Here is a 23,852-nt window from a genome sequence, read left to right as displayed (position 1 = left end):
TCAGGTCATTGCTGGAACGGCCCCACTGCAGGGACCCGGGGCGAGCATGCGAGTCCCGGGGGGCAGTGGGGTCCTTTCACTGACTACGGAGGAACTCGGGGATGTCCAGCTCCTCCTCGAAGTCCTCGGACGCCAGCGGACGACGGCTGCCGTTGCCGGAGTTCGGGATCGGCGGCAGCGGCGGGACGGTGATCCCGCCGCCGTGCGGCGCGGCGCCCGGCTGCCCGGGACGCGGCGCGGCCGGCGAGGCGAACGACGAGGCCGGCGGGGTGGCCACCGGCGGCTGGGCGACGAGCCGCTCACCGGTCTGCGGCGGCGCGCTCGGCCGCGCGGCAGCCGGCGGGGCGGTGGACGCCGCGGGCGGCGGCGCGGGGGTCGTCGCCGCGGGCTCCTTGCGGGTGCTGGGCTTGCCGCCGTCGAACCCGGCCGCGATCACGGTGACCCGCACCTCGTCACCCAGGGCGTCGTCGATGACGGCACCGAAGATGATGTTGGCGTCCGGGTGCGCCGCGTCGCTCACCAGCGAGGCCGCCTCGTTGATCTCGAACAGGCCCAGGTCCGAGCCACCGGAGATCGACAGCAGCACGCCGTGGGCGCCTTCCATCGAGGCCTCCAGCAGCGGGCTGGCGATCGCCTGCTCGGCGGCCAGCAGCGCCCGGTTGTCCCCGCGCGCGCTACCGATGCCCATCAGCGCCGACCCGGCACCGGACATGACCGACTTGACGTCGGCGAAGTCCAGGTTGATCAGGCCCGGCGTGGTGATCAGGTCGGTGATGCCCTGCACACCGGAGAGCAGCACCTGGTCGGCGGTCCGGAAGGCGTCCATGACGCTGACGTTCCGGTCGCCGAGCTGCAGCAGCCGGTCGTTCGGGATCACGATGAGCGTGTCGCACTCGTTGCGCAGCTCCTCGATCCCCGACTCGGCCTGCACCGCGCGCCGCTTCCCCTCGAAGGAGAACGGGCGGGTGACCACGCCGATGGTCAGCGCGCCGAGCTTCCGGGCGATCGAGGCGACGACGGGCGCGCCACCGGTCCCGGTGCCACCCCCTTCGCCGGCGGTCACGAAGACCATGTCGGCCCCCTTGAGGACCTCCTCGATCTCCTCCCGGTGGTCCTCGGCGGCCTGCCGGCCCACGTCGGGCTGCGCCCCGGCGCCCAGGCCGCGCGTGAGCTCGCGGCCGACGTCGAGCTTGACGTCGGCGTCGCTCATGAGCAGCGCCTGCGCGTCGGTGTTGATCGCGATGAACTCGACCCCCTTGAGGCCGACCTCGATCATGCGATTGACCGCGTTCACCCCGCCGCCGCCGATGCCGACGACCTTGATGACCGCGAGGTAGTTGTGCGGAGGTGTCATGCCGCGCTCCCCAACTGGACCCTCATCCTCAGGTTAAGCCTTATAGTTATGTCAACTTCGGGCAGTGGGCACGAAGCTAGGTGGGCTGGATCAGTGCTTCAAGCACCCCTCCGGGGTCGGCGTGTCCACGACGTCCGGACACACGAGTCTCGGCCGACCCGTCAGTCACAGGACTCTCACCCGTTGTGACGACCCGCCTGGTCAGCGTCTCATCCTCCGCTGCAGACGATGCGGCTGCCCCCCGGCGCGCCCGGTGCCGAGAACTCCTCGGGAGTTTCTCAGGTCGGGCGTGTCGCGCGCGTCGAGCGCGTCGTCAGCGCAGGACGACGGCATCCGGGGTGCTCACGTCCAGCGTCCGGGCCGGCTCGAGGGTGCCCGCGTCGATCTGCTCCAGCAGCGCCTCCAGCACGCGCGCCTTCCGGTCGGCCTGCTCCGCGCTCCCCCAGACCACCTCCCGGCCGTCGGTGAACGCGAGCCGCACGTCGTCGGCGCTCAGCGCGGCCGCTCCGGCGACCTCCTCGGCCACGTCGGCGGGCAGGGAGGTCAGCGCCGCCAGCGCGGCGGCCGTGGCGGGGTCCTCGGGCCCGGGGTCGGTCACCGCGAGCGGGACCGCACCGGAGGGCGGGTCGCCGGTGATGGTGTCGAACAGGACGCCGTCGGCGTCGATGAGCTGCCGGGTGCCGTCCCGCTCGACCACGGCGACGGCGACCCGCTCGGTGACCGTGACCACCACCGTGTCCGGCCAACCGCGGGTGACCTCCACGGCGGCGACCTGCGGCAGCGCGGCGACGCGGGCCGCCGCCCCCTCCGTGTCCACCCTGGCCAGCGGCGTCCCGGCCGGGATGCCGGCCGCCTGGACCACCGCCTCCTCGGCAAGCAGCTCGGTGCCGTCGACCTGCACGGTGCCCACGGCCAGCAGCGAGCTGCCCAGCACGGCCCAGGCCACCAGCCCGGCCAGCACCAGCACGGCTCCCAGGACCGCCAGCAGCCGGCGGCGGGGGTGCGTCCGCCGCCGGGTCCGCCGGCGGGCGCGCAGCGGGGTGACCGCGGTGCCCCGGTCCGGTGTGCTGCCACGGCGGGCGCGCGCCCGGTCCCGGGTCGTCGACCCGGCGCGGCTCACTGCAGCGGTCCTCCCCCGGCCGTCCCCGCCTGGTCGGGCTCGTCCTGCTCCTCCGGCGCGGCGAGCGCGCTGAGCACCTCCGGTCCCACCATCGAGACGTCCCCGGCGCCCATGGTGACCACCACGTCCCCGGGGCGGGCCCGCGCTGCGAGGGCCGGCGCGGCGGCCGACCAGGAGGGCTCGAACGCCACCTGCGCGGCCGGCAGCGGCACCGCGTCGGCCACCAGGGCGCCGGTGACACCGGGCACGGGGTCCTCGCGGGCGCCGTAGACCTCCATGACGACGACCTCGTCGGCCAGCCCGAGGGCCTCGCCGAAGCCGGCGGCGAACTCCGCGGTCCGGCTGTAGAGGTGCGGCTGGAAGAGGACCAGCAGCCGGCCGGACCCGGTGACCGCCCGGGCCGCGCGCAGCTGCGCGGCGACCTCGGTCGGGTGGTGGGCGTAGTCGTCGTACACGCGCACACCCGCGGCGGTGCCCTTGAGCTCGAACCGCCGGTGCACGCCGCCGAAGCGGCCGAGGCCCGCGACCAGGTCGGCGGCGGGCAGGCCCAGCTCGAGGCCGGCGAGCAGGGCCGCCGCGCTGTTGAGGGCCATGTGCTCGCCGGGCAGCCGGATGTGCACCTCACCGAGGTCCCGGCCGTCGAGCACCGCCCGGTACCGGGTGCCGTCCGGCCCGACGCGCAGGTCCAGCAGCCGCAGGTCCGCGGACTCCGCGGTGCCGTAGGTGCGCACCCGGGCGGGCGGGCCGACGGTGGCCAGCCGGGCGGCGCCCGGGTCGTCGACGCACAGCACCAGGAAGCCCTCGGCGGGCAGGGCGCGGACGAAGGTGTCGAACGCCGCCTCGACCGCGGCCAGGTCGCCGTAGTTGTCCAGGTGGTCGGCCTCGACGTTGGTGACGATCGCCGCCTGCGGGTCCAGCAGCAGGAACGAGCGGTCGCTCTCGTCGGCCTCGGCGACGAAGACGTCGCCCTCCCCGGCGTGCGCGTTGGAGCCCGACTCGTTGAGCGTGCCGCCGATCGCGAAGGACGGGTCGGCGCCGCAGGCCTGCACCGCGACCGTGAGCATCGAGGTGGTCGAGGTCTTGCCGTGCGTGCCGGCGACCGCGACGCTCCGCCGGCCGGCCATCACCGACGCCAGCGCCACGGCCCGCGGCAGCACCCGCAGGCCACGCTCGCGGGCGGCGGCGAGCTCGGGGTTCTCCGGCCGGATGGCGGTCGAGACGACGACCGTGTCGGCGTCCCCGAGGTGGCCCGCCTCGTGGCCGACCTCGACCCGGGCGCCCAGCGCGGCCAGCGCGCGCAGCCCCGGGGAGTCCCGCCGGTCGGTGCCGGACACCCGCAGCCCGCGGGCCAGCATGATCCGGGCGATGCCGCTCATCCCGGCGCCGCCGATCCCGACGAAGTGCACCACGCCCAGGGAGTCCAGGGCCGGGATCGGGTCCCGCCAGGCGGCGACGTCCGCGGCGCTCACTGCTCGACCCCGGGCTCGTTCCGCTCCTCGCTCGTTCCTCGCTGCGATGCTCGCTCGCCCGTCGTCCTCGCGGCGCTCACTGCGCAGCCACCTCCAGCACCATGTCGGCCAACCTCTCGTCGGCGTCGCGCGCGCCGGCCGCGGCCGCGTGCGCGGCCAGGTCCGACAGCCGCCGCGGGTCGGTGAGCAGGGGGACGACCTCCCGTGCGATCCACGACGGCGACAGGTCGGCGTCGGCGACCAGCAGCCCTCCCCCGGCCTCGACCACGGGCAGGGCGTTGAGCCGCTGCTCGCCGTTGCCGATCGGCAGCGGCACGAACACGGCGGGCAGCCCCACCGCGGACAGCTCCGCGACGGTCACCGCCCCGGACCGGCACAGCGCGAGGTCCGCCGCCGCGTAGGCGAGGTCCATCCGCTCCAGGTAGTCGACCACCACGTAGGGCGCGGTGCCGGCCGGCCGGGGCGGGACGGCGACGTCGGTGTTCTTCGGGCCGCGGGCGTGCAGCACCTGCACGCCCGCCGCGGTCAGCGCGTCGGCGGCGGCGATCGCGGCCCGGTTGAGCGAGGCCGCGCCCTGCGAGCCGCCGAAGACCAGCAACGTCGGCCGGTCGTCGTCCAGCCCGAAGTGCGTGCGCGCCTCGGTGCGGCGCGCTGCGCGGTCCAGCCCGGAGATCCCGGTGCGCAGCGGCATGCCGACGTGCTCGCCGCGGTGCAGCGGCGTGCCCGGGACGGTCACCGCGACCCGGGCGGCCAGCCGCGCGCCGATCCGGTTGGCCAGCCCCGGCAGCGCGTTCTGCTCGTGCACCACCACCGGGATGCCGGCCCGCCGCGCGGCCAGGTAGGCCGGCAGCGCGACGTAGCCGCCGAAACCGACGACGACGTCGGCGCCCAGCTCGGTCAGCAGGGCGCGGGTCTCGGCGACGGCGCGGCGGACCCGGCCGGGCACCCGGAGCAGGTCGGGGGTCGGCCGCCTCGGCAGCGGGACCGGCGGGATGAGCCGCAGGTCGTACCCGCGGGCGGGCACCAGCCGCGTCTCCATGCCGCGCGAGGTGCCCAGGCACGTCACCCGGGGAGCGCCGGCGGGACCGGTGGCCCGGCGGGCCAGCGCGTCGGCCAGCGCGAGCATGGGCTCGATGTGGCCGCCGGTGCCGCCGCCGGCGAGCACGACGGACGGCGGACGCGGAACGGGGGCGGCGGGGGGTGCCCCGGTGGCCGGCTCAGCCGCTCCGGGGGTGCCCGGCGCGGGCTGGGGGGAGGTCACTGCGGTCGTCCTGGCCGTTCCGTTCGGGAGAGGTGGGACCGCGGGGCCGTCCGGACCCGGGCACCGGGCGGCTCTCCGGGGCCCGCGGGGTGGCGGACCGGCGCCGGCCCGGCAACGGGGCTGCGCCGGGGGTGGTCGGTCGGGCGGTCACCGGCGCTGGGCCGGCTCCGCACAGTCTGCCGCTGACTCCCGGGACGGCGCTCGTCCGGGGTCGGCGCCGACCGCCCGTCGGCGGGGTCCCACGCGTCGCGGCCGAGCCGCGCGACCGTGTTCGGCCGGCGCGCCGGGCTCCCGCCGGCCCGCCGCTGCGGTGTGGGCTCGAGGTCGACGCGGAGGCGGCCGGGAACCCGGGTGACGGTGCGGGCGGAGGCGCGCGCCCTCGTCCGGGGCGCTGCCTCCCGCGTGCTCGACCGGCGACGGCGGGAGGGGACCGGCTCCACGGAGGCCGCCGGCACCGGCAGCAGCAGGCGCAGCAGCCGGTTGCGCCGCTGGGCGCGCTGGTGGGCGATCGCCGCGGGCTCCGCCCGGGCGAACCGGGCGAGCAGGCCGACGATGAAGAGGGTGAGGACCAGCGACGTCCCGCCGGCGGAGATCAGCGGCAGCTGGACGCCGGTCACCGGGAGCAGTCCGACGACGTAGCCCATGTTCATCGTCGCCTGGCCGATCAGCCAGACGGTGATCGCGACGCTGGCCAGCTGGATGAACCGGTCGGTGGCGCGGTGGGCGATCCGGAACCCGGCGTAGGTGAGGATCGCGTAGAGGGCGACGACCACCAGGCAGCCGAGGAAGCCCAGCTCCTCGCCGATGATCGCGAAGATGTAGTCGGACTCCGCGTGCGGCAGCAGGTTCCACTTCATCGCGCTGTTGCCCAGGCCCACTCCCCAGAACCCGCCGGTGGCCAGGGCGTACAGGCCGTGGCAGGCCTGGTAGCCGCCGTCGGCGGCGTCGGAGCACGGGTCGATGAACGAGGTGATCCGCGCCATCCGGTACGGGGCCACCGCGATCATCAGCCAGACCAGGCCGGCGACGACGACCACGCCGGCGCCGATGTGGCGCCAGGCGATCCCGCCGGCCCACATCAGCCCGGCGACCACCAGGCCCAGGCTGACCACCGCGCCCATGTCCGGCTCGGCCAGCAGCAGCAGCGACATGAGGACGAACACCGGGAGGACCGGCACGAGCAGCGACTGCGTCGTCAGGTACTTCTCCCGCAGGGCGATGACGTGCGCGCCCCACAGCGCGAACACCAGCTTGCCCAGCTCGGAGGGCTGGAGGTTCGTGATGCCCAGGTCGAACCAGGCACGCGAGCCGTTGAGCTCGACACCGAGGCCGGGGACCAGCACGAGCAGCAGGAGAAGGAAGACGGCGAGCATCGCCCGGCCCGACCACTGGCGGATCCGGCTGACCGGCAGCCGCATCGCGGCGACCATGCCGACCACGCCGATGGCCGCGAAGACGATCTGCCGGACGCCGGGCAGCCAGGCCGGCTGGTCGTCGAGGGCCGCCTCGATCGAGGAGGCGGAGAAGACCATCACCAGGCCGACGACCAGCAGCATGCCGGCCGACCCGAGGACCAGGTGGGAGCTGGTCATCGGCCCGTCGAGCCAGGCGGGCCCGCGCAGCCCGCCGGGGGCCCGGGGGGCGCGCGGCGCACCGGACTGCCCTCGGGTCCCGGCGCGCTCCCGGGTGCTGGTGCTCACCGCCCGGTCATCCGAGCGCGCGCACGGCGTCGGCGAACGCGCGACCCCGGTGGGCGTAGTCGCGGAAGACGTCCATGGAGGCGGCCGCGGGGGCGAGCAGCACCGTGTCGCCCGGGCGGGCCAGCCGCCGGGCCGCCGCCACCACCTCGCTCATCACACGGTCCCCGTCCTTCACCACGGCCCCATGATCACCGCTGGGGACCACGATCCGTGGGACCGCCGGGGCGTGTCGCGCCAGCGATCGGGCCAGCTCCTCCCGGTCCCGGCCCAGCAGGACGACCCCGGCCAGCCGCGCCGCCACCGCGGCGACCAGCGGCTCGACGTCGGCTCCCTTGAGCAGGCCGCCGGCGATCCACACCACCCGCGGGTAGGCGGCCAGCGACGCGGCCGCCGCGTGCGGGTTGGTCGCCTTGCTGTCGTCGACGTAGTCGACGCCGTCGACGGTGCCGATCAGCACGTTGCGGTGCGCGCCGCCGCGGAACCCGGCCAGCCCCCGGCCGATCGCGTCCGCGTCGACCCCGGCCACCCGGCCGAGCGCCGCCGCGGCCAGCGCGTTCACCGTGTTGTGCGGGCCCCGCACCTGGAGGGAGTCGAGCTCCACCAGCACCTCGCCGGCGGGCTCGGCGCTGAAGGCCCGGTCGACCAGCGCGCCGGCGCGCACGCCCAGCTGCCCGCTGCCGGGCTCCTGGAGGGTCACGGTGACCGCGTGCCGGTGCCGGGCCACCAGCTCGGCGGCGACCGGGTCCCCGGCGTCGGCGACCGCGACCGGCGCCCGGCGGAGCACCCGGGCCTTGGCGTCCCGGTACGCGGCGAAGCTGCCGTGCCAGTCGACGTGGTCGTCGGCGACGTTGAGCACGCACGCGCCGGCCGGCGCGATGGACGACGACCAGTGCAGCTGGAAGCTGGACAGCTCCACCGCGAGCGCGTCGAAGCTCGGCGTCCCGTCGGCGTCCCGGGCGGTGACCACCTCGACCAGCGGACGCCCGACGTTGCCGGCGGCCACCGCCCGCCGTCCACCGGCCTGCAGGACCGCCTCCAGCATGGTCACGGTCGTGGTCTTGCCGTTGGTGCCGGTGACCGCGTACCAGGGGGCGGGCTCGCCGCCCTCGGGGGCGATCCGCAGCCGCCAGGCCAGCTCCGGCTCGCCCACCACCTCCAGCCCCTGCCCGGCGGCGGCCAGCAGCAGCGGGTGGTCCGGCCGCCACCCCGGGGAGGTGACCACCAGGTCGACGTCGTCGGGCGGGGTCGCCAGCGCACCGAGCCACCGGGCGCCGGCCCCGACCAGCTCCGCCACGGCGGCGGGCTCGGCGGCGTCGGAGAGGGCGACGTCGTGCCCGCGGGCGAGCAGCACCCGCGCGGCCGCCACGCCGGACACCCCCAGGCCGGCGACCAGGACCCGCTGCGGAACGTCCTCCCCGGTCATCGGGCTCACGCCGCCGTCACCCCTCACAACCCCGAGAACGACAGCCAGTCGGCGTAGAACAGCCCGAGCCCGAAGGCGACCGCCATCCCGGTGACCAGCCAGAAGCGCACGATGACCGTGTTCTCCGCCCAGCCGGCCAGCTCGAAGTGGTGGTGCAGCGGCGCCATCCGGAACACCCGCCGGCGGGTGGCCCGGAAGAAGCCGACCTGGATGACCACCGACAGGGTGACCGCGACGAACAGCCCGCCGAGGACGACGAGCAGCAGCTCGGTGCGGGTGACGATCGCGAGGCCGGACATCAGACCCCCGAGGGCGAGCGAACCGGTGTCGCCCATGAAGATGCGCGCCGGCGAGGTGTTCCACCAGAGGAACCCGAGGCATGCCCCCATCGCGGCGGCGGCGACCAGGGTGACGTCCAGCGGGTCGCGCACGGTGTAGCAGCCGTCGACGAGCGCCGCGGCGCAGTCGTGGCCGAACTGCCAGAACGAGATGATCACGTAGGAGCCGAACACCATCGCCGAGCAGCCGGCGGCCAGGCCGTCGAGCCCGTCGGTGAGGTTGACCGCGTTGGAGAAGCCGGCGATGAACAGGTACGCGAACGCCACGAAGGCCACCGTCGGCAGCGCGAACGGCGCGATGTCGCGGACGAAGGACACCACGGGCGTGGCCACCGGGGTGCGGCCGTCCTCCTCCAGCACGGCCAGCACCGCGAAGGCGAGGCCGACCACCAGCTGGCCGACCAGCTTCGCGGTCTTGTTCAGCCCGAGGCTGCGGCGGTGCCGGATCTTCAGGTAGTCGTCGAGGAAGCCGACGGTGCCCAGGCCGACGAGCAGCAGGAGCAGCAGCAGCCCGGTCTTGGTGACCCCGCGCCCCTCCTGGTCGATGAGGAACAGGTGCGCGATGAGGTAGCCGCCGACGGTGGCCAGCACCATGACCGTGCCGCCCATGGTGGGCGTGCCCTTCTTGGCCAGGTGCGTCTCGGGCCCGTCGTCCCGGATCTCCTGCCCGAACCCGTGCCGGCGGAACGCCTTGATCGCCAGCGGGGTCAGCAGGATGGAGATCGCCAGGCCGAACGCGGCCGCGATGAGGACCGACTTCACGAGGCGGCCCCGTCGGCGAGCAGGGCGGCGGCCAGCTGCTCGAGCCCGTAGGCGCGCGAGGCCTTCACCAGGACGACGTCCCCCGGCCTCAGCTCTCCCGCCAGCAGCTCGCGGGCCGCCTCCCGGTCCGGCACGTGCACCGCCCGCTGGTTCGATGGGCTGTCCAGGGGTCCGTCCTCCCGCTCTCCCCCGCTCCCCGCCGACCGTTCGGCGAGGGCTCCTGTGTGTACCGCCACGGCGTCCGGCCCGACCGACACGACCACGTCGATGCCGGCCCGCACGACGTCCCGGCCGAGCCGGGCGTGCGCGGCGTCCGCGCCGGGGCCCAGCTCCCCCATCGCGCCCAGCACCGCGATCCGCCGCCGGGCGGGCAGGCGCACCAGCGCGGCCAGGGCGGCGCGCATCGACTCGGGGTTGGCGTTGTAGGCGTCGTTGACCACGGTGACGCCGTCGGCGCGGCGGTCGACCTCCATCCGCCAGCGGCTGCGCGACCCGGCCGCGGACAGCGCCGCGGCGACGTCGGCGGGCGCCATGCCGGCGGCGAGCGCGGCCGCGGCCGCGGACAGCGCGTTCGGCACCTGGTGCGCGCCGACGACCTGCAGGGCCACCGGGTGCGCCTCGCCGCCGGCGAGCAGGGTGAACCGGGCGCGCGCCTGGTCGTCGAACCCGACGTCGGCGGCGCGCACGTCGGCGGCGGCGTCGACGCCGGTGGTGACCACGCGCGCCGCGGTGCGCGGCGCCATGCCGGCCACCCGGGGGTCGTCGGCGTTGAGCACCGCGGTGCCCTCGGCGGGCAGCGCCTCCACCAGCTCGCCCTTGCTGGTCGCGATGACCTCGGCGCTGCCGAACTCGCCCAGGTGCGCCGAGCCGACGTTGAGGACCACGCCGACCAGCGGCCTGGCCACCCGGCACAGCCGGGCGATGTGCCCCGGTCCGCGGGACCCCATCTCCAGCACCAGGTACCGGGTCGCCTCGTCCGCGGAGAGCACGGTCAGCGGCAGGCCGATGTCGTTGTTGAACGAGCCCTGCGGGCTCACCGTCGGTCCGGCCGCGGCCAGCACCTGGCCGAGCAGGTCCTTGGTGGAGGTCTTGCCCGACGAGCCGGTGATGCCGACGGTCACCAGCCCGCCGGCGACCAGCCGGCGGTGCACCTCCGCGGCGAGCCGGCCGAGCGCGACCACCGGGTCGGCCACGACGACGCCGGGCAGCGCCGGGTCCGGCCGGGTGGTCAGCGCCCCGACGGCCCCGGCCGCCGCGGCCGCGGCGACGAAGTCGGCACCGTCGACCCGCTCCCCCGGGAGCGCGACGAACAGGTCGCCGGCGGCGAGCAGCCGGGTGTCGGCGACGACCGCCCCGCTCACCACCGTCGCCCCGTCGCCGACGAGCTGCCCGTCGACCGCGGCGGCCACCTCGGCCAGCGTCAGGGGGATCACGCGTCGACCTGCCGGGCGGCGAGGACCTCGCGCAGCACCTCGCGGTCGTCGAAGGGCAGCACCTCGCCTCCCACCTCCTGCCCTGTCTCGTGGCCCTTGCCGGCCACCAGCAGGGTGTCACCCGGCCGGGCCAGGGCGACCGCCGCCGCCAGCGCGGCCCGCCGGTCGCCGAGCTCCAGCACCTCGGCCCGCGATGCGGCCGGGACGCCCTCGGCGCCGGCGCGCACCGCCGCCCGGATCGCCGCCGGGTCCTCCGACCGGGGGTTGTCGTCGGTGATCACCAGCACGTCGCTGCCCGCGGCGGCCGCGGCCCCCATGGCCGGGCGCTTGCCGGCGTCCCGGTCACCGCCGCAGCCCAGCACCGTGACCAACCGCCCGCGGGTGGCCGTGCGCAGCGCGGTGAGCGCGGTGCTCACCGCGTCGGGGGTGTGGGCGTAGTCGACGACGGCGACGAACGGCTGGCCGGCGTCCACCGGCTCCATCCGGCCGGGGACGACGGTCTCCGCGATCCCGGCGAGGGCCGCTTCGACCGGCACGCCGACCGCGTCGAGCAGGGCGACGGCGAGGACGGCGTTGGCCACGTTGAAGCTGCCGGGCAGGCGCAGCCGGCCCGCCCAGCTCCGCCCGCCCGGGCCCCGCAGGGTGAACCGGGAGCCACCGGCGGGCTCGGCGACGACCTCGGTGGCCGACCAGTCGGCGGCGGCCGGGTCGGCGGTGGAGACGGTGACCGTGCCGGGGCGGACGAGCCGCCGTCCGGCGGGGTCGTCGACGTCGACCACCTCGACGGCGGCGCGGCCGTCGAAGAGCAGGGCCTTGGCCCGGAAGTAGCTCTCGACGTCGCCGTGGAAGTCCAGGTGGTCGCGGGAGAGGTTGGTGAACCCGGCGGCGGCGAAACGCACGCCGTTGACCCGGCCCATCACCAGCGCGTGGCTGGACACCTCCATGACCACCGCGCGCACCCCGGACTCGACCATGGTGGCCAGCCGGGCGTGCAGGTCGGGCGCCTCCGGGGTGGTGCGGGCGCTGGGCAGGGTGGTGGTCGTCGGGTTGCCGTCGGCGTCCCGGCCGCGGGTGCGGGTCTGCACGGTGCCGATCAGCCCGCTGGGCAGCCCGGCCGCCGCGAGACCGGCCTCGACCAGGTAGCTCGTCGTCGTCTTGCCGTTGGTGCCGGTGATGCCCACGACGGTCAGCCGCTCGCTGGGCCGGCCGTACACCCGCGCGGCGACCGCGCCGAGCACGCCGCGCGGGTCCTCGACGACGCACACCGCCAGCCCGGTCGCGCGCGCCTGGGCCTCCCCCGCCGCGTCGGTGAGGACGGCGACGGCCCCGCGGGCCGCGGCGTCGGCGGCGTACCGGGCGCCGTGGGTGCGCGCTCCCGGCAGCGCCGCGTACACGTCGCCGGGGCGGACGTCCCCGGAGGCCAGGCTGGCGCCGGTGACCGCGGTGCCGGGGTCGCCCTGCACCGGCGGGCCGACGAGGTCGGCGAGGTCGGCGAGGGGCAGGGGGCGGGTCCCGGAGGGCCGGGGCACCGCCCCGGACGCGGTCGGGCTCACGACGCTCCAATCTACCGGCGGTACCCGCCGACGCTGCCTGTGCACACCCGTCTCCCCGTCCACCGGCCCCGCCCGGGCCGGCGGCTCGGGGGACGGCCAGGGCTCGCGGGACGGTCCGGGCTCAGGGGACGGTCAGGGTGAAGTCCGGGCGCGGCGCGCCGGAGGGGACGACCCCGCCGGCGGTCAGGGCGTAGCGCATGACGTCGCTGAACACCGGGGCGGCGACCTGGCCGCCCTCCGCCGAGCTGGTGGGCCGCTCGAGGTCGACGGCGACCACGTACTGGGGATCGTCGGCGGGCGCGTACCCGACGAAGGTCGTGAAGTAGCCGCCGCCGGCGTAGCAGCCGCACTCGGGGTTCGCCCGCTGCGCGGTGCCGGTCTTGCCCACGACCCGGAACCCGTCGACCTCCCCGAGCGGCGCGGTGCCGCCGGGGCCGACCACGGCCTCGAGCATGTGGGTCATCGCCTCCGCGGTGGACTCGCTGACCACCCGGGTGCCCTCCGGGCGCGGCGCATCGGTGACCGTGCCGTCGGGGGCGGTGACGGAGGACACGACCCGCGGCGGGATGCGGACGCCGTCGTTGGCCAGCGCCTGGTAGACCGAGGCCATCTGCAGGGTGGTCACCGAGATGCCCTGGCCGATCGGCACGTTGGCCGCGCGGCTGGCCGTCCACTCGGTCGAGTCCTCCAGGATGCCCGCGCTCTCGCCCGGCAGCTCGACCCCGGTCTTCGAGCCGAGCCCGAACGCGCGCAGGTACCGCTCCAGCGTGCCGTCCCCGATCTCGCGGGCCAGCATGATCGTGCCGACGTTGCTGGACTTGGCGAGGACCCCGGTCACCGTGAAGTCGATCGGCGCGTGGTCGTGGGCGTCGGTGACGACGGCGTCGCCGGCCTGGATGTGGCCGTTGACGGTGAGCACGGTCTCCGGGGTGGCCTTGCCCTCCTCGATGGCGGCGGCCAGGGTGACCGCCTTCATCACCGAGCCCGGCTCGTAGACGTCGGAGACCACCGGGTTGCCGAGCAGGTCCGGGTCGGTCTGCGAGTAGCTGCCCGGGTCGTAGCCGGGGCAGGCGGCCATCGCGGCGACCTCGCCGGTCTGCACGTCGAGCACCACGGCGGAGGCCGACGTCGTCGCGCCGTCCGCGCAGGCGGTGTCCAGGCGCTGCTGCACCACGTACTGCAGGTCCTCGTCCAGGGTGAGCTGCACGGAGTCGCCGTCGGTCGCCGCGGTGGTGTCGTCGATGCCCGAGGGGATGGGGTTGCCGCTGCCGTCGACCTCGACCCGCTCCTCGCCGTCGGTGCCGGCGAGCTCCTCCTCGAAGGTCTGCTCGATGCCCGCCAGGCCCTGGCCGTCGACGCCGACGAAGCCGACGATCTGCCCGCCGACGGCGCCGGCCGGGTACAGCCGCACCGGGTCGTACTCGTACACCAGGCCGCCGAGCCCGAGCTCCCGCACCTGGTCGGCGACGTCCGGGGCGACCTCCTCGGCCAGGATCACGTACCGGGTGTCGCGGGACAGCTTCTCGGTCAGCTCCTCGGCCGGCACGCCCAGCAGCGTGGTCAGGGCCAGCGCGGTGCGGGCGGGGTCCTCGACGACCTGCGGGTCGGCCACCACCCGCTCGGCGTCGACGGAGTAGGCGAGCACCTGGCCGTTGCGGTCGGTGATCTGCCCGCGCACGGCCTCGATCGGGTAGGTGCGCATCCGGGAGTCCTCGGCCGCCTGGGCCAGCGCCGCCCCGTCCACGCCCTGCAGGAACACCAGCCGGCCGACGACCACGACCAGCAGCAGGACCATGAAGACCAGGCCCCAGCGGTTGCGGAGGTCCCGCTGGGCCAGGCCCAGCGGCTCGCGGCGGCGACGTCCCGGCTCGCGCCGGGGGCGCAGCGCGCCCGGGCGGAGCGGCGGGAGGTCTCCTGCAGGTGGCACGGGTTCAGTTCCCCGGGGTCGAGTCGGTCGGTGCGGGTGCGGGTGCGGGTGCGGGTTCCGGTGCGGGTGCCGGTGCCGGTGCCGGTGCGGGTTGTGGTGCGGGGGCCGGCCCCGGCGCGGGCGCCGGCACGGCGGTGCCGAGCAGCACCGACGTGCCGTCGGGCTGCAGCACCAGGTGGGCCGCTGCCCCCGGCGGGACCAGCCCGGCCGCGGTGGCGGCGCGGGCGAGCTCAGCCGCAGTGTCGGCAGCGACCACCTGCTGCTCCAGCCGAGCCACCTCCTCGGCCTGCTCGGCGTTGGCGGCGCGTTGCCGGGTGACCTCGAGGGAGTCGACGGCGATGGCGGTGTTGAGCAGCAGCAGGCCCACGGTGGTGGCGACCAGCAGGCCGACCACGAGGACGACGAACGGGCCGCGCCGCGACCGCAGCCGGGTCCGGCGGGCGCGGCCGGTGCCGGGGCGGTCGGGCACCAGCCGCAGCTGCGGCCTGCCGTGCACCGGGGCCGTGCGGCGGACGGGAACGTGGACCGGGCCGGTCGCGGTGCCGCGGCCGTGCGGGCGGGTGGGGGTGCGGGCGGGAGCGCTCACGCCGCCCGCCGGATGCGCTCGGCGGCCCGCACCCGTGCCGATGCGGCCCTCGGGTTCACCGCGACCTCGTCCTCGCCGGGCGCCTCACCGCCGCGGGTGACCAACCGCAGGACGGGGGCGTGCTCGGGCATCGGCACGGGCATCTCCGGTGGGGTGCGATCGGTCGCCTCGGCGGCCAGGGTCTGCTTCACGATGCGGTCCTCGAGCGAGTGGAAGGTGATCACCACGACCCGCCCGCCGACGGCCAGCGCGTCGATGGCGGCCGGCAGGGCGCGGGTGAGGGCCCCGAGCTCGTCGTTGACCTCGATCCGGAGCGCCTGGAACGTCCGCTTGGCCGGATGGCCGCCGGTGCGCCGGGTGGCGGCCGGGATGGCGGCGCGCACCACCTCGGCGAGCCGGCCGGTGCCGGTGAACGGCTCCCGGGTCCGCTCGCGCTCGATGGCGGCGGCGATGCGGGCGGCGAACCGCTCCTCGCCGTAGACCCGCAGCACCCGGGCCAGCTCGGTGCGCGAGTAGGTGTTCACCACGTCCGCCGCGGTCCGGGGCCCGGACGGGTCCATCCGCATGTCCAGGGGGGCGTCGGCGGAGTAGCTGAAGCCCCGGGTGGGGCGGTCCAGCTGCAGGGAGGAGACGCCGAGGTCGAACAGCACGCCCTGCACCTCCGCCACGCCCAGCCGGTCCAGGACGTCGGGCAGCTCGTCGAAGACGGCGGGCACCACGGTGGCCCGGTCGGCGTGGCCGGCGGCCGCGATCCGGGCGGTGGCCTCGGCGCGGGCGTCGGGGTCGCGGTCGAGCCCGATCAGCCGCACCTGGGGGTGGGCGCCGAGCAGGGCCAGCGAGTGGCCGGCCAGGCCGAGGGTGCAGTCGACGAGGACGGCGCCGGGAGCGCTCAGCGGGAGGGCGAGCAGCTCGGTGACCCGGTCGAGGAGGACGGGGACGTGCAGCGCGGGCCCGGCGGGCTCGGTGCTGCTCATCGACTCTCCTCCGGGGCTCTGGGGTCGGGCGCTCCAGGGAAGTGGGGAGCAGTGGGGACCGTGGGGCGAGGTGGCGCGCCGGTGGGGCGCTGCCTCGGCCCGCCGCCCCGTCGGGCCCGCCTGGCGCCGGGGAAGCGGTACCAGGAGGAGCCCGGGTGGGGCGGCTGGGCGGGCGGGGCGGTGGAGCGGTCGCGCTGTGGGCGCCGAGCCGAGGGGGAGTCGGCTCGCCGTCCGGGCGGTCGCCGAGCCGGGGGGAAGCCGGCTCGCCGTCCTGGGTGCGGCGGGAGGCCCGAGCCGGGGGGAAGTCGGCTCGCGACCCGGTGCTGGTCGAGCCGCGGGGAAGTCGGCTCGACCGGAGGTCTGCGGTGGGGGCTGGGAGGGCGGCTGCCTGGGGTCAGGACAGCGTGGGCATCCCCTCGCTCTCCATCGCGGCGTAGACGGCCTCCTGCTCGGCCACGTAGGCGTCCCAGGTGGCGGCGTCCCAGATCTCGAACCGGGTGTCGACCCCGACCACGACGACGTCGCGGTCCAGGCCGGCGTACTCGCGCAGGTTGGCGGGGATGGTGATGCGGCCGGTCTTGTCCGGCTCGACCTCGACCATCGAGCCGAAGCTCATCCGGGCGTGCATGCGTGCGGCGTTGGTGTCGGCGGGCGCCATGGACTTCAGCGCGGCGCTCTGCTCGGCGACCCGGGCCATGGTGAGGCCGTAGACGCAGCGCTCCTGGCCCTTCTTGATCACCATGCCGCCGGCCACGAGCTCGCGGTAGCGGACGGGGAGCGCGAGCCGGCCCTTCTCGTCGAGGCGTAGGGGGTAGCTCCCGACGAACACCGGATCACCCCCCGCACCTGGCCGCCTCCTGTGGCTATGCCGGGCCCCGACGTGGCCCCGACCTCCCCATTGGGCGACACAGTAACCCACCGGCCCCCACTGGACACCACTCCACGCCGTACCCGTCCCCGGTCCCCACCACGCCCCACCGGCGCACCCGGCGCCCGGTCCGCACGCCTCCGGCCTGGTGCGGCCGGTGCGGCGGTGACCAGCGCGGGAGCCGACCGCGAGGTGGCGCGCAGCACGTACCGTGGGCCGGGTGACGGAGGGCACGGCGGAGCTGCGGTCGGAGCACGGGAGGTCGGGCCTCGTCAGCGGAGCCGGCGACCCGGCGGGCGAGGTCGACGTCGCGGCCGAGGGAGCGCGGCTGGCCGCCGCGATCAGCCGGGTGGTGGAGGGCAAGCCCGACGTGGTCCGGCTCGCCCTGGTCGTACTGCTCGCCGAAGGGCACCTGCTCATCGAGGACGTGCCCGGGGTCGGCAAGACCACGCTGGCCAAGGCCCTGGCCCGGTCGATCGACGGCACCGTGCGCCGCATCCAGTTCACCCCGGACCTGCTGCCCAGCGACGTCACCGGCGTGGCCGTCTACGACCAGGAGACCCGGGCCTTCGAGTTCAAGCCGGGCGCGGTGTTCGCCAACGTCGTGGTCGCCGACGAGATCAACCGCGCCTCGCCGAAGACGCAGTCGGCGCTGCTGGAGTGCATGGAGGAGCGCCAGGTCACCGTCGACGGCGTCACCTACGAGCTGGCCCGGCCGTTCATGGTGGTCGCGACGCAGAACCCGTTGGAGATGGAGGGCACCTACCCCCTCCCCGAGGCCCAGCGCGACCGGTTCACCGCGCGGGTCTCCATGGGCTACCCCGACCGGGAGGCCGAGCTCGCGATGCTCGACGAGCGGGCGACCTCCGACCCGCTCACCGACCTGTCGCCGGTCCTGGACGCCGCGGGGGTGCGCGCCCTGGTCGCCGCCACGGCCCGGCTGCACGTCGCCGAGCCGCTGCGCCGCTACGTCGTCTCGCTGGTGGAGGCCACCCGCCGCTCCCCCGACCTGCGCCTGGGCGCCTCGCCGCGGGCCGGGCTGCAGCTGCTGCGCTCGGCCCGGGCGACCGCGGCGCTGGCCGGCCGGGACCACGTGCTGCCCGACGACGTCCAGGCCATGGCCGTCCCGGTGCTCGCCCACCGGCTGCTGCTCACCCCCGACGCCACGCTCGCCCGGCGGGACGCGCAGCGGGTGGTCACCGACCTGCTCGACACCGTCCCGGTGCACGGCGGGCGCTGACCGGTCCCGGCAGGCTCCCGATGGCGCACAACCGGCTCACCGACGCCGCGTCCTCGCTCACCCTCCGCGGCCGCTGCCTCGTCGCCGCCGGTCTCACGCTGGGCGTGCTCGGCGCGCTGCTCGGTGAGCGGTCGCTGATCCAGCTGGCGGTGTTCGTGCTGGCGCTGCCCGTCCTGTCCGCGGTCGGCGTGGCCCGGCAGCGCTTCCGCATCGCCACCCGCCGCACCGTCACCCCGGCCCGGGTGCCCCGCGGCGCGGACGCCGAGGTGCTCCTGGAGATCGCCAACACCGACACCCGGTCCGGTGGGCTCTGGCTGCTCAGCGAGCAGGTGCCCGCGCACGTCGGGGTGCGGCCCCGGTTCGTGGTGGAACGGCTGGCGCCCGGCGCCTCGGCGGCCTTCCGCTACCGGGTGCACGGCAGCCGGCGCGGGCGCTCCCCCCTGGGCCCGCTGCGGCTGCGGCTGGTCGACCCGTTCGGGCTCGTGCTGCGGACCGCGGCCGGCAGCGACACCGGCACCCTCCTGGTCGTGCCGCGGGTGCGGCCGCTGGTGGGCAGCGGCCCGCTGGCCGGCAGCGGGGGCAACGACGGCGAGGGCGCCCGCCGGTCGATCGCCGTCCACGGGGAGGACGACGTCAGCACCCGCGAGTACCGGCACGGCGACGACCTGCGGCTGGTGCACTGGCGCGCCACCGCCCGCACCGGGGAGCTGATGGTGCGCCTGGAGGAGCGGCCGTGGCGGGCGGCGGCCACCCTGCTGCTCGACACCCGCGCCGCCGGCCACCTGCTGGGCGGGGCGGTGACCGGCCCCGCCGGCGACCCGGCCCCGCCCTCGGACTCGCTGGAGTGGGTCGTGGAGGCGGCGGCCGGCATCGGCACCCACCTGCTGCGCCGCGGTGCCGGGCTGCGCGTCGTCACCGACGGCGGCGAGCTGACCCCGGCCGCCGGCCGCGGGCGGCTGGGGTCCGAGGAGCTCCTCGAGCAGCTCGCCGAGCTCAGCGCCTCGCGTGTCCGCGGGCTCGACCTGGCGGTCGACGCCTTGCGCCGGGTGTCCGCCGAGGGTCCCGCGGTGTGCCTGCTCGGGCTGCTGGACCCGGACGACGTCGCCCCGCTCGCGCGGGCCCGCTCCGGCCCCGGAACCGACGTCGCGGTGCTGGTCGACCCCGCCGCCTGGCTCGACGCCGGGGCCAACCGGGGGCGCCGGGCCACCTCCTCCGCGGCGCGCAGCGAGCTGGTCGCGCGCCAGCAGCGCACGGCCGACCTGCTGCGTGCCGCCGGCTGGCAGGTGGTCCTGATGCGCCCCGACCAGACCGTCGAGCAGGTCTGGCAGCTGATGCGCCCGACGCCCGCCGGCCGCGCCGCGCACCCGACGGGGATGCCGTCGTGAGCGCGCACGACGGGGTCCCGGACCGTCCCCGGCCCCGGCCTGGCACCGCGGTCGCCGCCGCCGCAGCGGTCCTGCTCGGCTCGCTGGCGCTGGTGCCGGTGTTCGCCGCGGGCAGCTGGCTCCCGCCGGTGGTCGTCGCCGTCCTCACGGTGGGGCTCGGTGGGGTGCTGCTGCGGGCGGTGCTCGCCCGGTGGGCCCTGCCCTCCGCGCTGGGCCGGCTGGTGCCCCTGGGCCAGGCCGGGCTGGCGCTGTGCGCGCTCACCGCCGTCTTCACGCCGGACGACGCCTGGGCCGGCGTGCTGCCCACGCCGACGAGCGTCGGGGACCTCGCCGGGCTGCTCCTCGACGGCGCCGCCGAGATCCGCGAGCAGGCCACGCCCGCCCTGCCGCTGACCGGGCTGGTCGCCCTCACCACCGTCTTCGTCGCGCTGGTCGCCCTCGCCGTCGACCTGCTCGCCGTCCCGGCCCGCCAGCCGGCGGTCGGCGGGCTCGGGCTGCTCGTCCTCTACTGCGTCCCGGTCAGCACGATCACCGGGCAGGTCTCGCTCATCGCGTTCCTGGCGCCGGCGACCGGCTTCGCCCTGCTGCTGTGGGCCGACCAGCGGGACCGGCTCACCGAGGGCGCGCGGGCCGGCGCCGGGTCGGCGCTGGGGACCGGCACGCTGCCCGCGCTGCGCACCGGCGTCGTCGCGCTGGTGGCGGGGATCGTGCTGGCGGCCTTCGTCCCGACGCTCAGCGAGGGCTCGCTGGCCACCGGCCTCGGCGGCGGCGCGGGCGGCGGCAGCACCGGGTCCGCGCTCGACCCGGTCGCGGAGATGCGCGGCGACCTGACCCTGCCCTCGCCGCGGGAGCTGTTCCGGATCGACGCGTCGGTCCAGCAGCCGGGGTACCTGCGGGCCGTCGTCCTGGACCAGTACACCGACACCGGCTGGCGGATGAGCAACCTCGACGGCTCCGAGTCGGTCGCCGAGGACCCGACGCTCGCCCCGCTGCCCGGCCGGGTGGCGTCCCGCCCGGTCGCCGCGGAGATCACCGTGGTCGGTCACGACGACCGGTTCCTGCCCTCGCTGTACTCCCCGCTGTCGGTGGAGGTCGACGGGCCCTCCGACAACCGGTGGCGCTTCGACGAGTGGACCGGCACGGTCTTCGGCCGCGGGGTGACCACGGCGGGGCTGACCTACCGGGTCACCGCGGAAGAGCCGGAGCCCGCGCCGGAGGAGCTGGCGGCGGCACCGGAGGTCGCCCCGGGCGACCCCGTCGCCGAGCGCTTCGGGCAGCTGCCGCCGCTGGACCCCAGCGTCCCCGCGCTCGTCGGCGAGCTCACCGCTCCCGGGCAGACGCCGTACGAGCGGGTGATGGCGGTGCACCGGCACCTGACCGACCGCGCCAACGGCTTCCGCTACAGCCTGTCCACCGCGCCGGGCACCACCGGCGACGACCTCGCCGACTTCCTCCGGCTCAAGCAGGGCTACTGCGAGCAGTACGCCGGTGCGATGGCCGTGCTGGTCCGGGCCGCCGGGGTGCCCGCCCGGGTGGTCCTCGGGTACACCACCGGGTCCGCGCAGGAGGACGGCACCCGCGTCGTGACCACCGACGACGCGCACGCCTGGGTGGAGGTCTGGTTCGCCGACCTGGGCTGGGTCCCGTTCGACCCGACCCCGATCGCCGCGGCGCGGGCGGTCGAGCTGCCCTGGGCGCCCCGGGCGGACGCCGACACCCCGGAGGCCGCCGCGCCCGCCGCCCCGACCGCCACCGCGCCGGTGCCCGCCGGTCCCACCGCCCAGCTCGACCGCGACGACCAGTACGTGCCGCCGCTCGCCCTGCCCGCCGCCGAGCAGGCCGACCGACTGACCCCGGTGCTCACCGGCGGAGGGCTGGCCGTGCTGGTCCTCGCCGCCGGGCTGGTGCCGTGGGCGGTCCGCCGGCGCCAGCGGCGGGCCCGGCTGGACGACGGCCGGCCCGGCGCGCTGTGGGAGGAGCTGCTGGCCACCGCCACGGACCTGGGCGTGCCCGCGCCCGCCACGGCCACCCCGCGCCAGCTGGCCCGGCAGCTCGCCGAGCGGGTCGCCGACGTGGACCGGTCCGCCGTGGCGGCGGTGCGGTCGCTGGCGCTCGCGGAGGAGCAGTCGGTCTACGGGCGTCCCACCCCGGGCGCCCCGGACCCGGGGCTGCGGGACGCGGTGCTCACCCTGGAGCAGGCGCTGGGCGCGAGCGTCCCCCGCGGCCGGCGGCTGCAGGCGGCGCTGTGGCCGGCCTCGACGGTGGGCGCGGCGACCCGGTGGCTGGCGGCCCGCACCCCGCGGCGGCTCCGCTCCGCCTGAGAAAGGACCCCGTCCTCCTCACCCCTCGCAAGCTCGGGGCGAGCCTCTGGACGGGGCCATCGAGGCACGAGGTGGGGCGGGACGACGGCAGCCGCCGTCCCCGTGGGGACGACGGCTGCCGATGTGTGCTGCCGGCTGCGGCTACTGGTCGTAGCGGCGGCGGAAGCGCTCCTCGAGCCGGTTCTTCAGCGGCTGACGCCGGGCCTTGGGGGCGCGGCCACGCCCGGCCGCGGGGCGCCCGGGGGCTCCCCCGGCCTCGACGGCCCCGGCCGCGTGCTTGTAGTTCAACAGGCCCAGGACCGCGCCGCCGAACATGACCAGGAAGCCCAGGACCCCCAGGACCACCTGCGGGACGACCGCCCCGAGGACCAGGACCGCCAGCCCGACGACCACCAGGAGAGCGCCGAGCTGGACCTTGCGGCGGGCCTTCAATCGGGCGTCGCCGGTGCGGACGGTCGAGGCGAACTTCGGATCGTCGTCGACGAGGGCGCGCTCGATCTGCTCCAGCAGACGCTGCTCGTGTTCAGAGAGCGGCACGTCGACCTCCAGTTGCACAATGCAAGAAAGCCACCGGCGGCAGTCCGCCCGCGGTGACACCGAGGATACGAGTCGTTTGCGGGCAGCGAAAGGCGAGCGACCACCGACACACCCGTACGGGAGCCCGTTCTTCCGCCTGGCGGTGCCGGGCGGGCTGCGGCGCAGGTCAGCGACGTGTTCCCGGGCCGCCGGCCGGCCCGGCCCCGGGGACGCTCCGGCGGGTGAGCAGCGTCGCCGGCCGGACCGCGCCCGCGCCGAAGCGGCGGGACGCCCGGTCGGCGGCGAGCTCGGCGTCCCGGCGCCCGTGCTCGCGGGCCCCGAGCTCGAGCTGGCGGGCGGTGCCGTCGGCCTCCACCAGCCCCTCGGCCCGCACCCCGACGAGCCGGATCCGGGCCCGCTCCAGCCCCAGCGCGTCGTAGAGGGCGCGCGCGGTGTCGTAGAGCTCCTGCCCCACGTCGGTGGGCACCTTGAGCGTCCGCGACCGGGTGATCGTGGTGAAGTCCGCGAACCGCACCTTGAGGGTCACCGTCCGGGCCAGGACGCCGCTCGAGCGCAGCCGGCCCGCCGTCCGCTCGGCCAGGTGCAGCAGCTCCCGGTGGACGACGGCCGGGTCGTCGACGTCGGTGCCGAAGGTCTCCTCCGCCCCGGTCGACCGGTCCGGCTCGTCGGGGACCACCCGCCGCGGGTCGCGCCCCCAGGCCAGCTCGTGCAGGTGGGCGCCGGCCGCGGGGCCGACCGCCCGCTGCAGCGTCCGCACCGGGACGTGCGCGAGGTCCCCGACCGTGCGCAGCCCCAACCGGAGCAGCACCTCCTCGGTCTTCGCCCCGACGCCCCACAGCGCCCCCACCGGCAGCGGGTGCAGGAACCCCATGACCTCGGCCGGCCGGACCACGAGCAGCCCGTCGGGCTTGGAGCGCGTGGAGGCCAGCTTGGCGACGAACTTGCTCGGGGCGACCCCCACCGAGCAGGTGATCCCCTGCTCGTCGAAGACCCGGGCGCGGATGTACTCGGCGATCGCCACCGGGTCGCCCAGCCGCCGGCCGGCTCCGGAGACGTCGAGGAACGCCTCGTCCAGGCTCAACGGCTCGACCAGCGGCGTGATCGACCGGAACAGCGCCATGACCGACCGCGAGACCTCGCCGTAGAGGGCCAGGTCGCCGGGCAGCACGGTGGCGGTCGGGCACAGCCGCAGCGCCCGCGAGGTGGGCATGGCGCTGTGCACGCCGTACGCCCGGGCCTCGTAGGTGGCCGACGTGACCACCCCCCGGTTGCCCGTGCCGCCCACGATCACCGGCTTCCCCGCCAGCTCGGGACGCCGCCGCACCTCGACGCTGGCGAAGAACGCGTCCATGTCGACGTGCAGCACCCTGCAACCGGCAGCACGAACCGACACACCGAGCCCCTTCCCCACACCGCACCGGCTTCCCCCGGCACGGCCCTCCGCGCGACCGTCTTCCCCACGGCCTTCGAACACTTGTTCGACATGATCACACTAGCGGTCGTGCCGCTCGGCGGCCTGCTACGACGCAGCGACGGACCAGGTGCGTCGAGTCGATCTCAGCGGTAGGAATGCCCCGGGAGCGCCGGCCGGCGGTCCCCCA

General features: G+C 76.5%; 18 protein-coding genes. 3 read left to right on the top strand and 15 right to left on the bottom strand.

Annotated elements, in window-relative coordinates; genetic code table 11:
- Positions 1 to 76: 76 nt before the first annotated feature.
- The 13 genes from ftsZ to mraZ form a co-directional block, all read right to left on the bottom strand.
- Positions 77 to 1,354, bottom strand: coding sequence for a cell division protein FtsZ (ftsZ, locus tag HL189_RS08425; protein ID WP_369133245.1), 1,278 nt, complete (start codon positions 1,352 to 1,354; stop codon positions 77 to 79).
- 313 nt (positions 1,355 to 1,667) lie between these two features.
- Entirely contained in the window at positions 1,668 to 2,474 is an 807-nt protein-coding gene (locus HL189_RS08420; protein WP_369133244.1) for a cell division protein FtsQ/DivIB, read from the bottom strand.
- Positions 2,471 to 3,943, bottom strand: a complete 1,473-nt coding sequence (gene murC, locus HL189_RS08415) for a UDP-N-acetylmuramate--L-alanine ligase (protein ID WP_369133243.1) — start codon at positions 3,941 to 3,943, stop codon at positions 2,471 to 2,473. The genes HL189_RS08420 and murC overlap by 4 nt, the downstream gene beginning before the upstream one ends.
- A 76-nt stretch (positions 3,944 to 4,019) precedes the next feature.
- Complete coding sequence (murG, locus tag HL189_RS08410) at positions 4,020 to 5,108, bottom strand: undecaprenyldiphospho-muramoylpentapeptide beta-N-acetylglucosaminyltransferase (protein ID WP_369133446.1); 1,089 nt, start codon at positions 5,106 to 5,108, stop codon at positions 4,020 to 4,022.
- A gap of 92 nt (positions 5,109 to 5,200) precedes the next feature.
- Entirely contained in the window at positions 5,201 to 6,904 is a 1,704-nt protein-coding gene (gene ftsW, locus HL189_RS08405; RefSeq protein WP_369133242.1) for a putative lipid II flippase FtsW, read from the bottom strand.
- A gap of 7 nt (positions 6,905 to 6,911) precedes the next feature.
- Positions 6,912 to 8,327, bottom strand: a complete 1,416-nt coding sequence (murD, locus tag HL189_RS08400) for a UDP-N-acetylmuramoyl-L-alanine--D-glutamate ligase (protein ID WP_369133445.1) — start codon at positions 8,325 to 8,327, stop codon at positions 6,912 to 6,914.
- A 23-nt stretch (positions 8,328 to 8,350) separates the two neighbouring features.
- On the bottom strand, positions 8,351 to 9,427 hold the full coding sequence (gene mraY, locus HL189_RS08395; protein WP_369133241.1) for a phospho-N-acetylmuramoyl-pentapeptide-transferase: 1,077 nt from the start codon (positions 9,425 to 9,427) through the stop codon (positions 8,351 to 8,353).
- Positions 9,424 to 10,860 carry a UDP-N-acetylmuramoyl-tripeptide--D-alanyl-D-alanine ligase gene (gene murF, locus HL189_RS08390; RefSeq protein WP_369133240.1) on the bottom strand — a complete coding sequence of 479 codons (1,437 nt, stop codon included), beginning with the start codon at positions 10,858 to 10,860 and terminating at the stop codon, positions 9,424 to 9,426. The genes mraY and murF overlap by 4 nt, the downstream gene beginning before the upstream one ends.
- The gene (locus tag HL189_RS08385; RefSeq protein ID WP_369133239.1) at positions 10,857 to 12,413 is read right to left on the bottom strand and encodes a UDP-N-acetylmuramoyl-L-alanyl-D-glutamate--2,6-diaminopimelate ligase; all 1,557 of its coding nucleotides are present in this window, start codon (positions 12,411 to 12,413) and stop codon (positions 10,857 to 10,859) included. The genes murF and HL189_RS08385 overlap by 4 nt, the downstream gene beginning before the upstream one ends.
- Before the next feature lie 121 nt (positions 12,414 to 12,534).
- Positions 12,535 to 14,340: a peptidoglycan D,D-transpeptidase FtsI family protein gene (locus tag HL189_RS08380; RefSeq protein WP_369133238.1), complete on the bottom strand. Its 1,806-nt coding sequence runs from the start codon at positions 14,338 to 14,340 to the stop codon at positions 12,535 to 12,537.
- A 4-nt stretch (positions 14,341 to 14,344) separates the two neighbouring features.
- A complete protein-coding gene (locus tag HL189_RS08375) occupies positions 14,345 to 14,926 on the bottom strand; it encodes a hypothetical protein (RefSeq protein WP_369133237.1) in 582 nt (193 codons plus the stop codon).
- Positions 14,923 to 15,900 (bottom strand): 16S rRNA (cytosine(1402)-N(4))-methyltransferase RsmH, encoded by a 978-nt coding sequence (gene rsmH, locus HL189_RS08370; RefSeq protein WP_369133236.1) that lies wholly within the window; start codon positions 15,898 to 15,900, stop codon positions 14,923 to 14,925. Before rsmH ends, HL189_RS08375 begins: the two co-directional genes overlap by 4 nt.
- 394 nt (positions 15,901 to 16,294) lie before the next feature.
- Positions 16,295 to 16,729, bottom strand: a complete 435-nt coding sequence (mraZ, locus tag HL189_RS08365) for a division/cell wall cluster transcriptional repressor MraZ (protein ID WP_369133235.1) — start codon at positions 16,727 to 16,729, stop codon at positions 16,295 to 16,297.
- 280 nt (positions 16,730 to 17,009) lie between these two features.
- On the opposite strand from mraZ, the gene HL189_RS08360 reads away from it, so the two are divergent.
- The 3 genes from HL189_RS08360 to HL189_RS08350 are packed head-to-tail and all read left to right on the top strand — an operon-like array spanning position 17,010 to position 21,714.
- Positions 17,010 to 18,008, top strand: a complete 999-nt coding sequence (locus HL189_RS08360; RefSeq protein ID WP_369133444.1) for an AAA family ATPase — start codon at positions 17,010 to 17,012, stop codon at positions 18,006 to 18,008.
- Between the two features lie 20 nt (positions 18,009 to 18,028).
- The gene (locus HL189_RS08355) at positions 18,029 to 19,393 is read left to right on the top strand and encodes a DUF58 domain-containing protein (protein ID WP_369133234.1); all 1,365 of its coding nucleotides are present in this window, start codon (positions 18,029 to 18,031) and stop codon (positions 19,391 to 19,393) included.
- Positions 19,390 to 21,714 carry a transglutaminaseTgpA domain-containing protein gene (locus HL189_RS08350; RefSeq protein ID WP_369133233.1) on the top strand — a complete coding sequence of 775 codons (2,325 nt, stop codon included), beginning with the start codon at positions 19,390 to 19,392 and terminating at the stop codon, positions 21,712 to 21,714. The genes HL189_RS08355 and HL189_RS08350 overlap by 4 nt, the downstream gene beginning before the upstream one ends.
- A 141-nt stretch (positions 21,715 to 21,855) precedes the next feature.
- Here HL189_RS08350 and HL189_RS08345 read toward each other — a convergent pair whose 3' ends face one another.
- Both HL189_RS08345 and dinB read right to left on the bottom strand, forming a co-directional pair.
- The gene (locus tag HL189_RS08345) at positions 21,856 to 22,251 is read right to left on the bottom strand and encodes a DUF3040 domain-containing protein (protein ID WP_369133232.1); all 396 of its coding nucleotides are present in this window, start codon (positions 22,249 to 22,251) and stop codon (positions 21,856 to 21,858) included.
- A gap of 166 nt (positions 22,252 to 22,417) precedes the next feature.
- The gene (dinB, locus tag HL189_RS08340) at positions 22,418 to 23,617 is read right to left on the bottom strand and encodes a DNA polymerase IV (RefSeq protein WP_369133231.1); all 1,200 of its coding nucleotides are present in this window, start codon (positions 23,615 to 23,617) and stop codon (positions 22,418 to 22,420) included.
- Positions 23,618 to 23,852: the final 235 nt, after the last annotated feature.

The sequence above is a fragment of the Modestobacter sp. I12A-02662 genome (genome assembly GCF_041028325.1).
GTDB lineage: Bacteria > Actinomycetota > Actinomycetes > Mycobacteriales > Geodermatophilaceae > Modestobacter.
This window is presented reverse-complemented; position numbering and strand designations above follow the sequence as displayed.

What these genes read in the sequence shown, in the direction of transcription:
- ftsZ (WP_369133245.1), bottom strand. Translation starts at nt 1,354, where the DNA reads ATGACACCTCCGCACAACTACCTCGCGGTCATCAAGGTCGTCGGCATC.
- murD (WP_369133445.1), bottom strand. Translation starts at nt 8,327, where the DNA reads ATGACCGGGGAGGACGTTCCGCAGCGGGTCCTGGTCGCCGGCCTGGGG.
- rsmH (WP_369133236.1), bottom strand. Translation starts at nt 15,900, where the DNA reads ATGAGCAGCACCGAGCCCGCCGGGCCCGCGCTGCACGTCCCCGTCCTC.
- HL189_RS08355 (WP_369133234.1), top strand. Translation starts at nt 18,029, where the DNA reads ATGGCGCACAACCGGCTCACCGACGCCGCGTCCTCGCTCACCCTCCGC.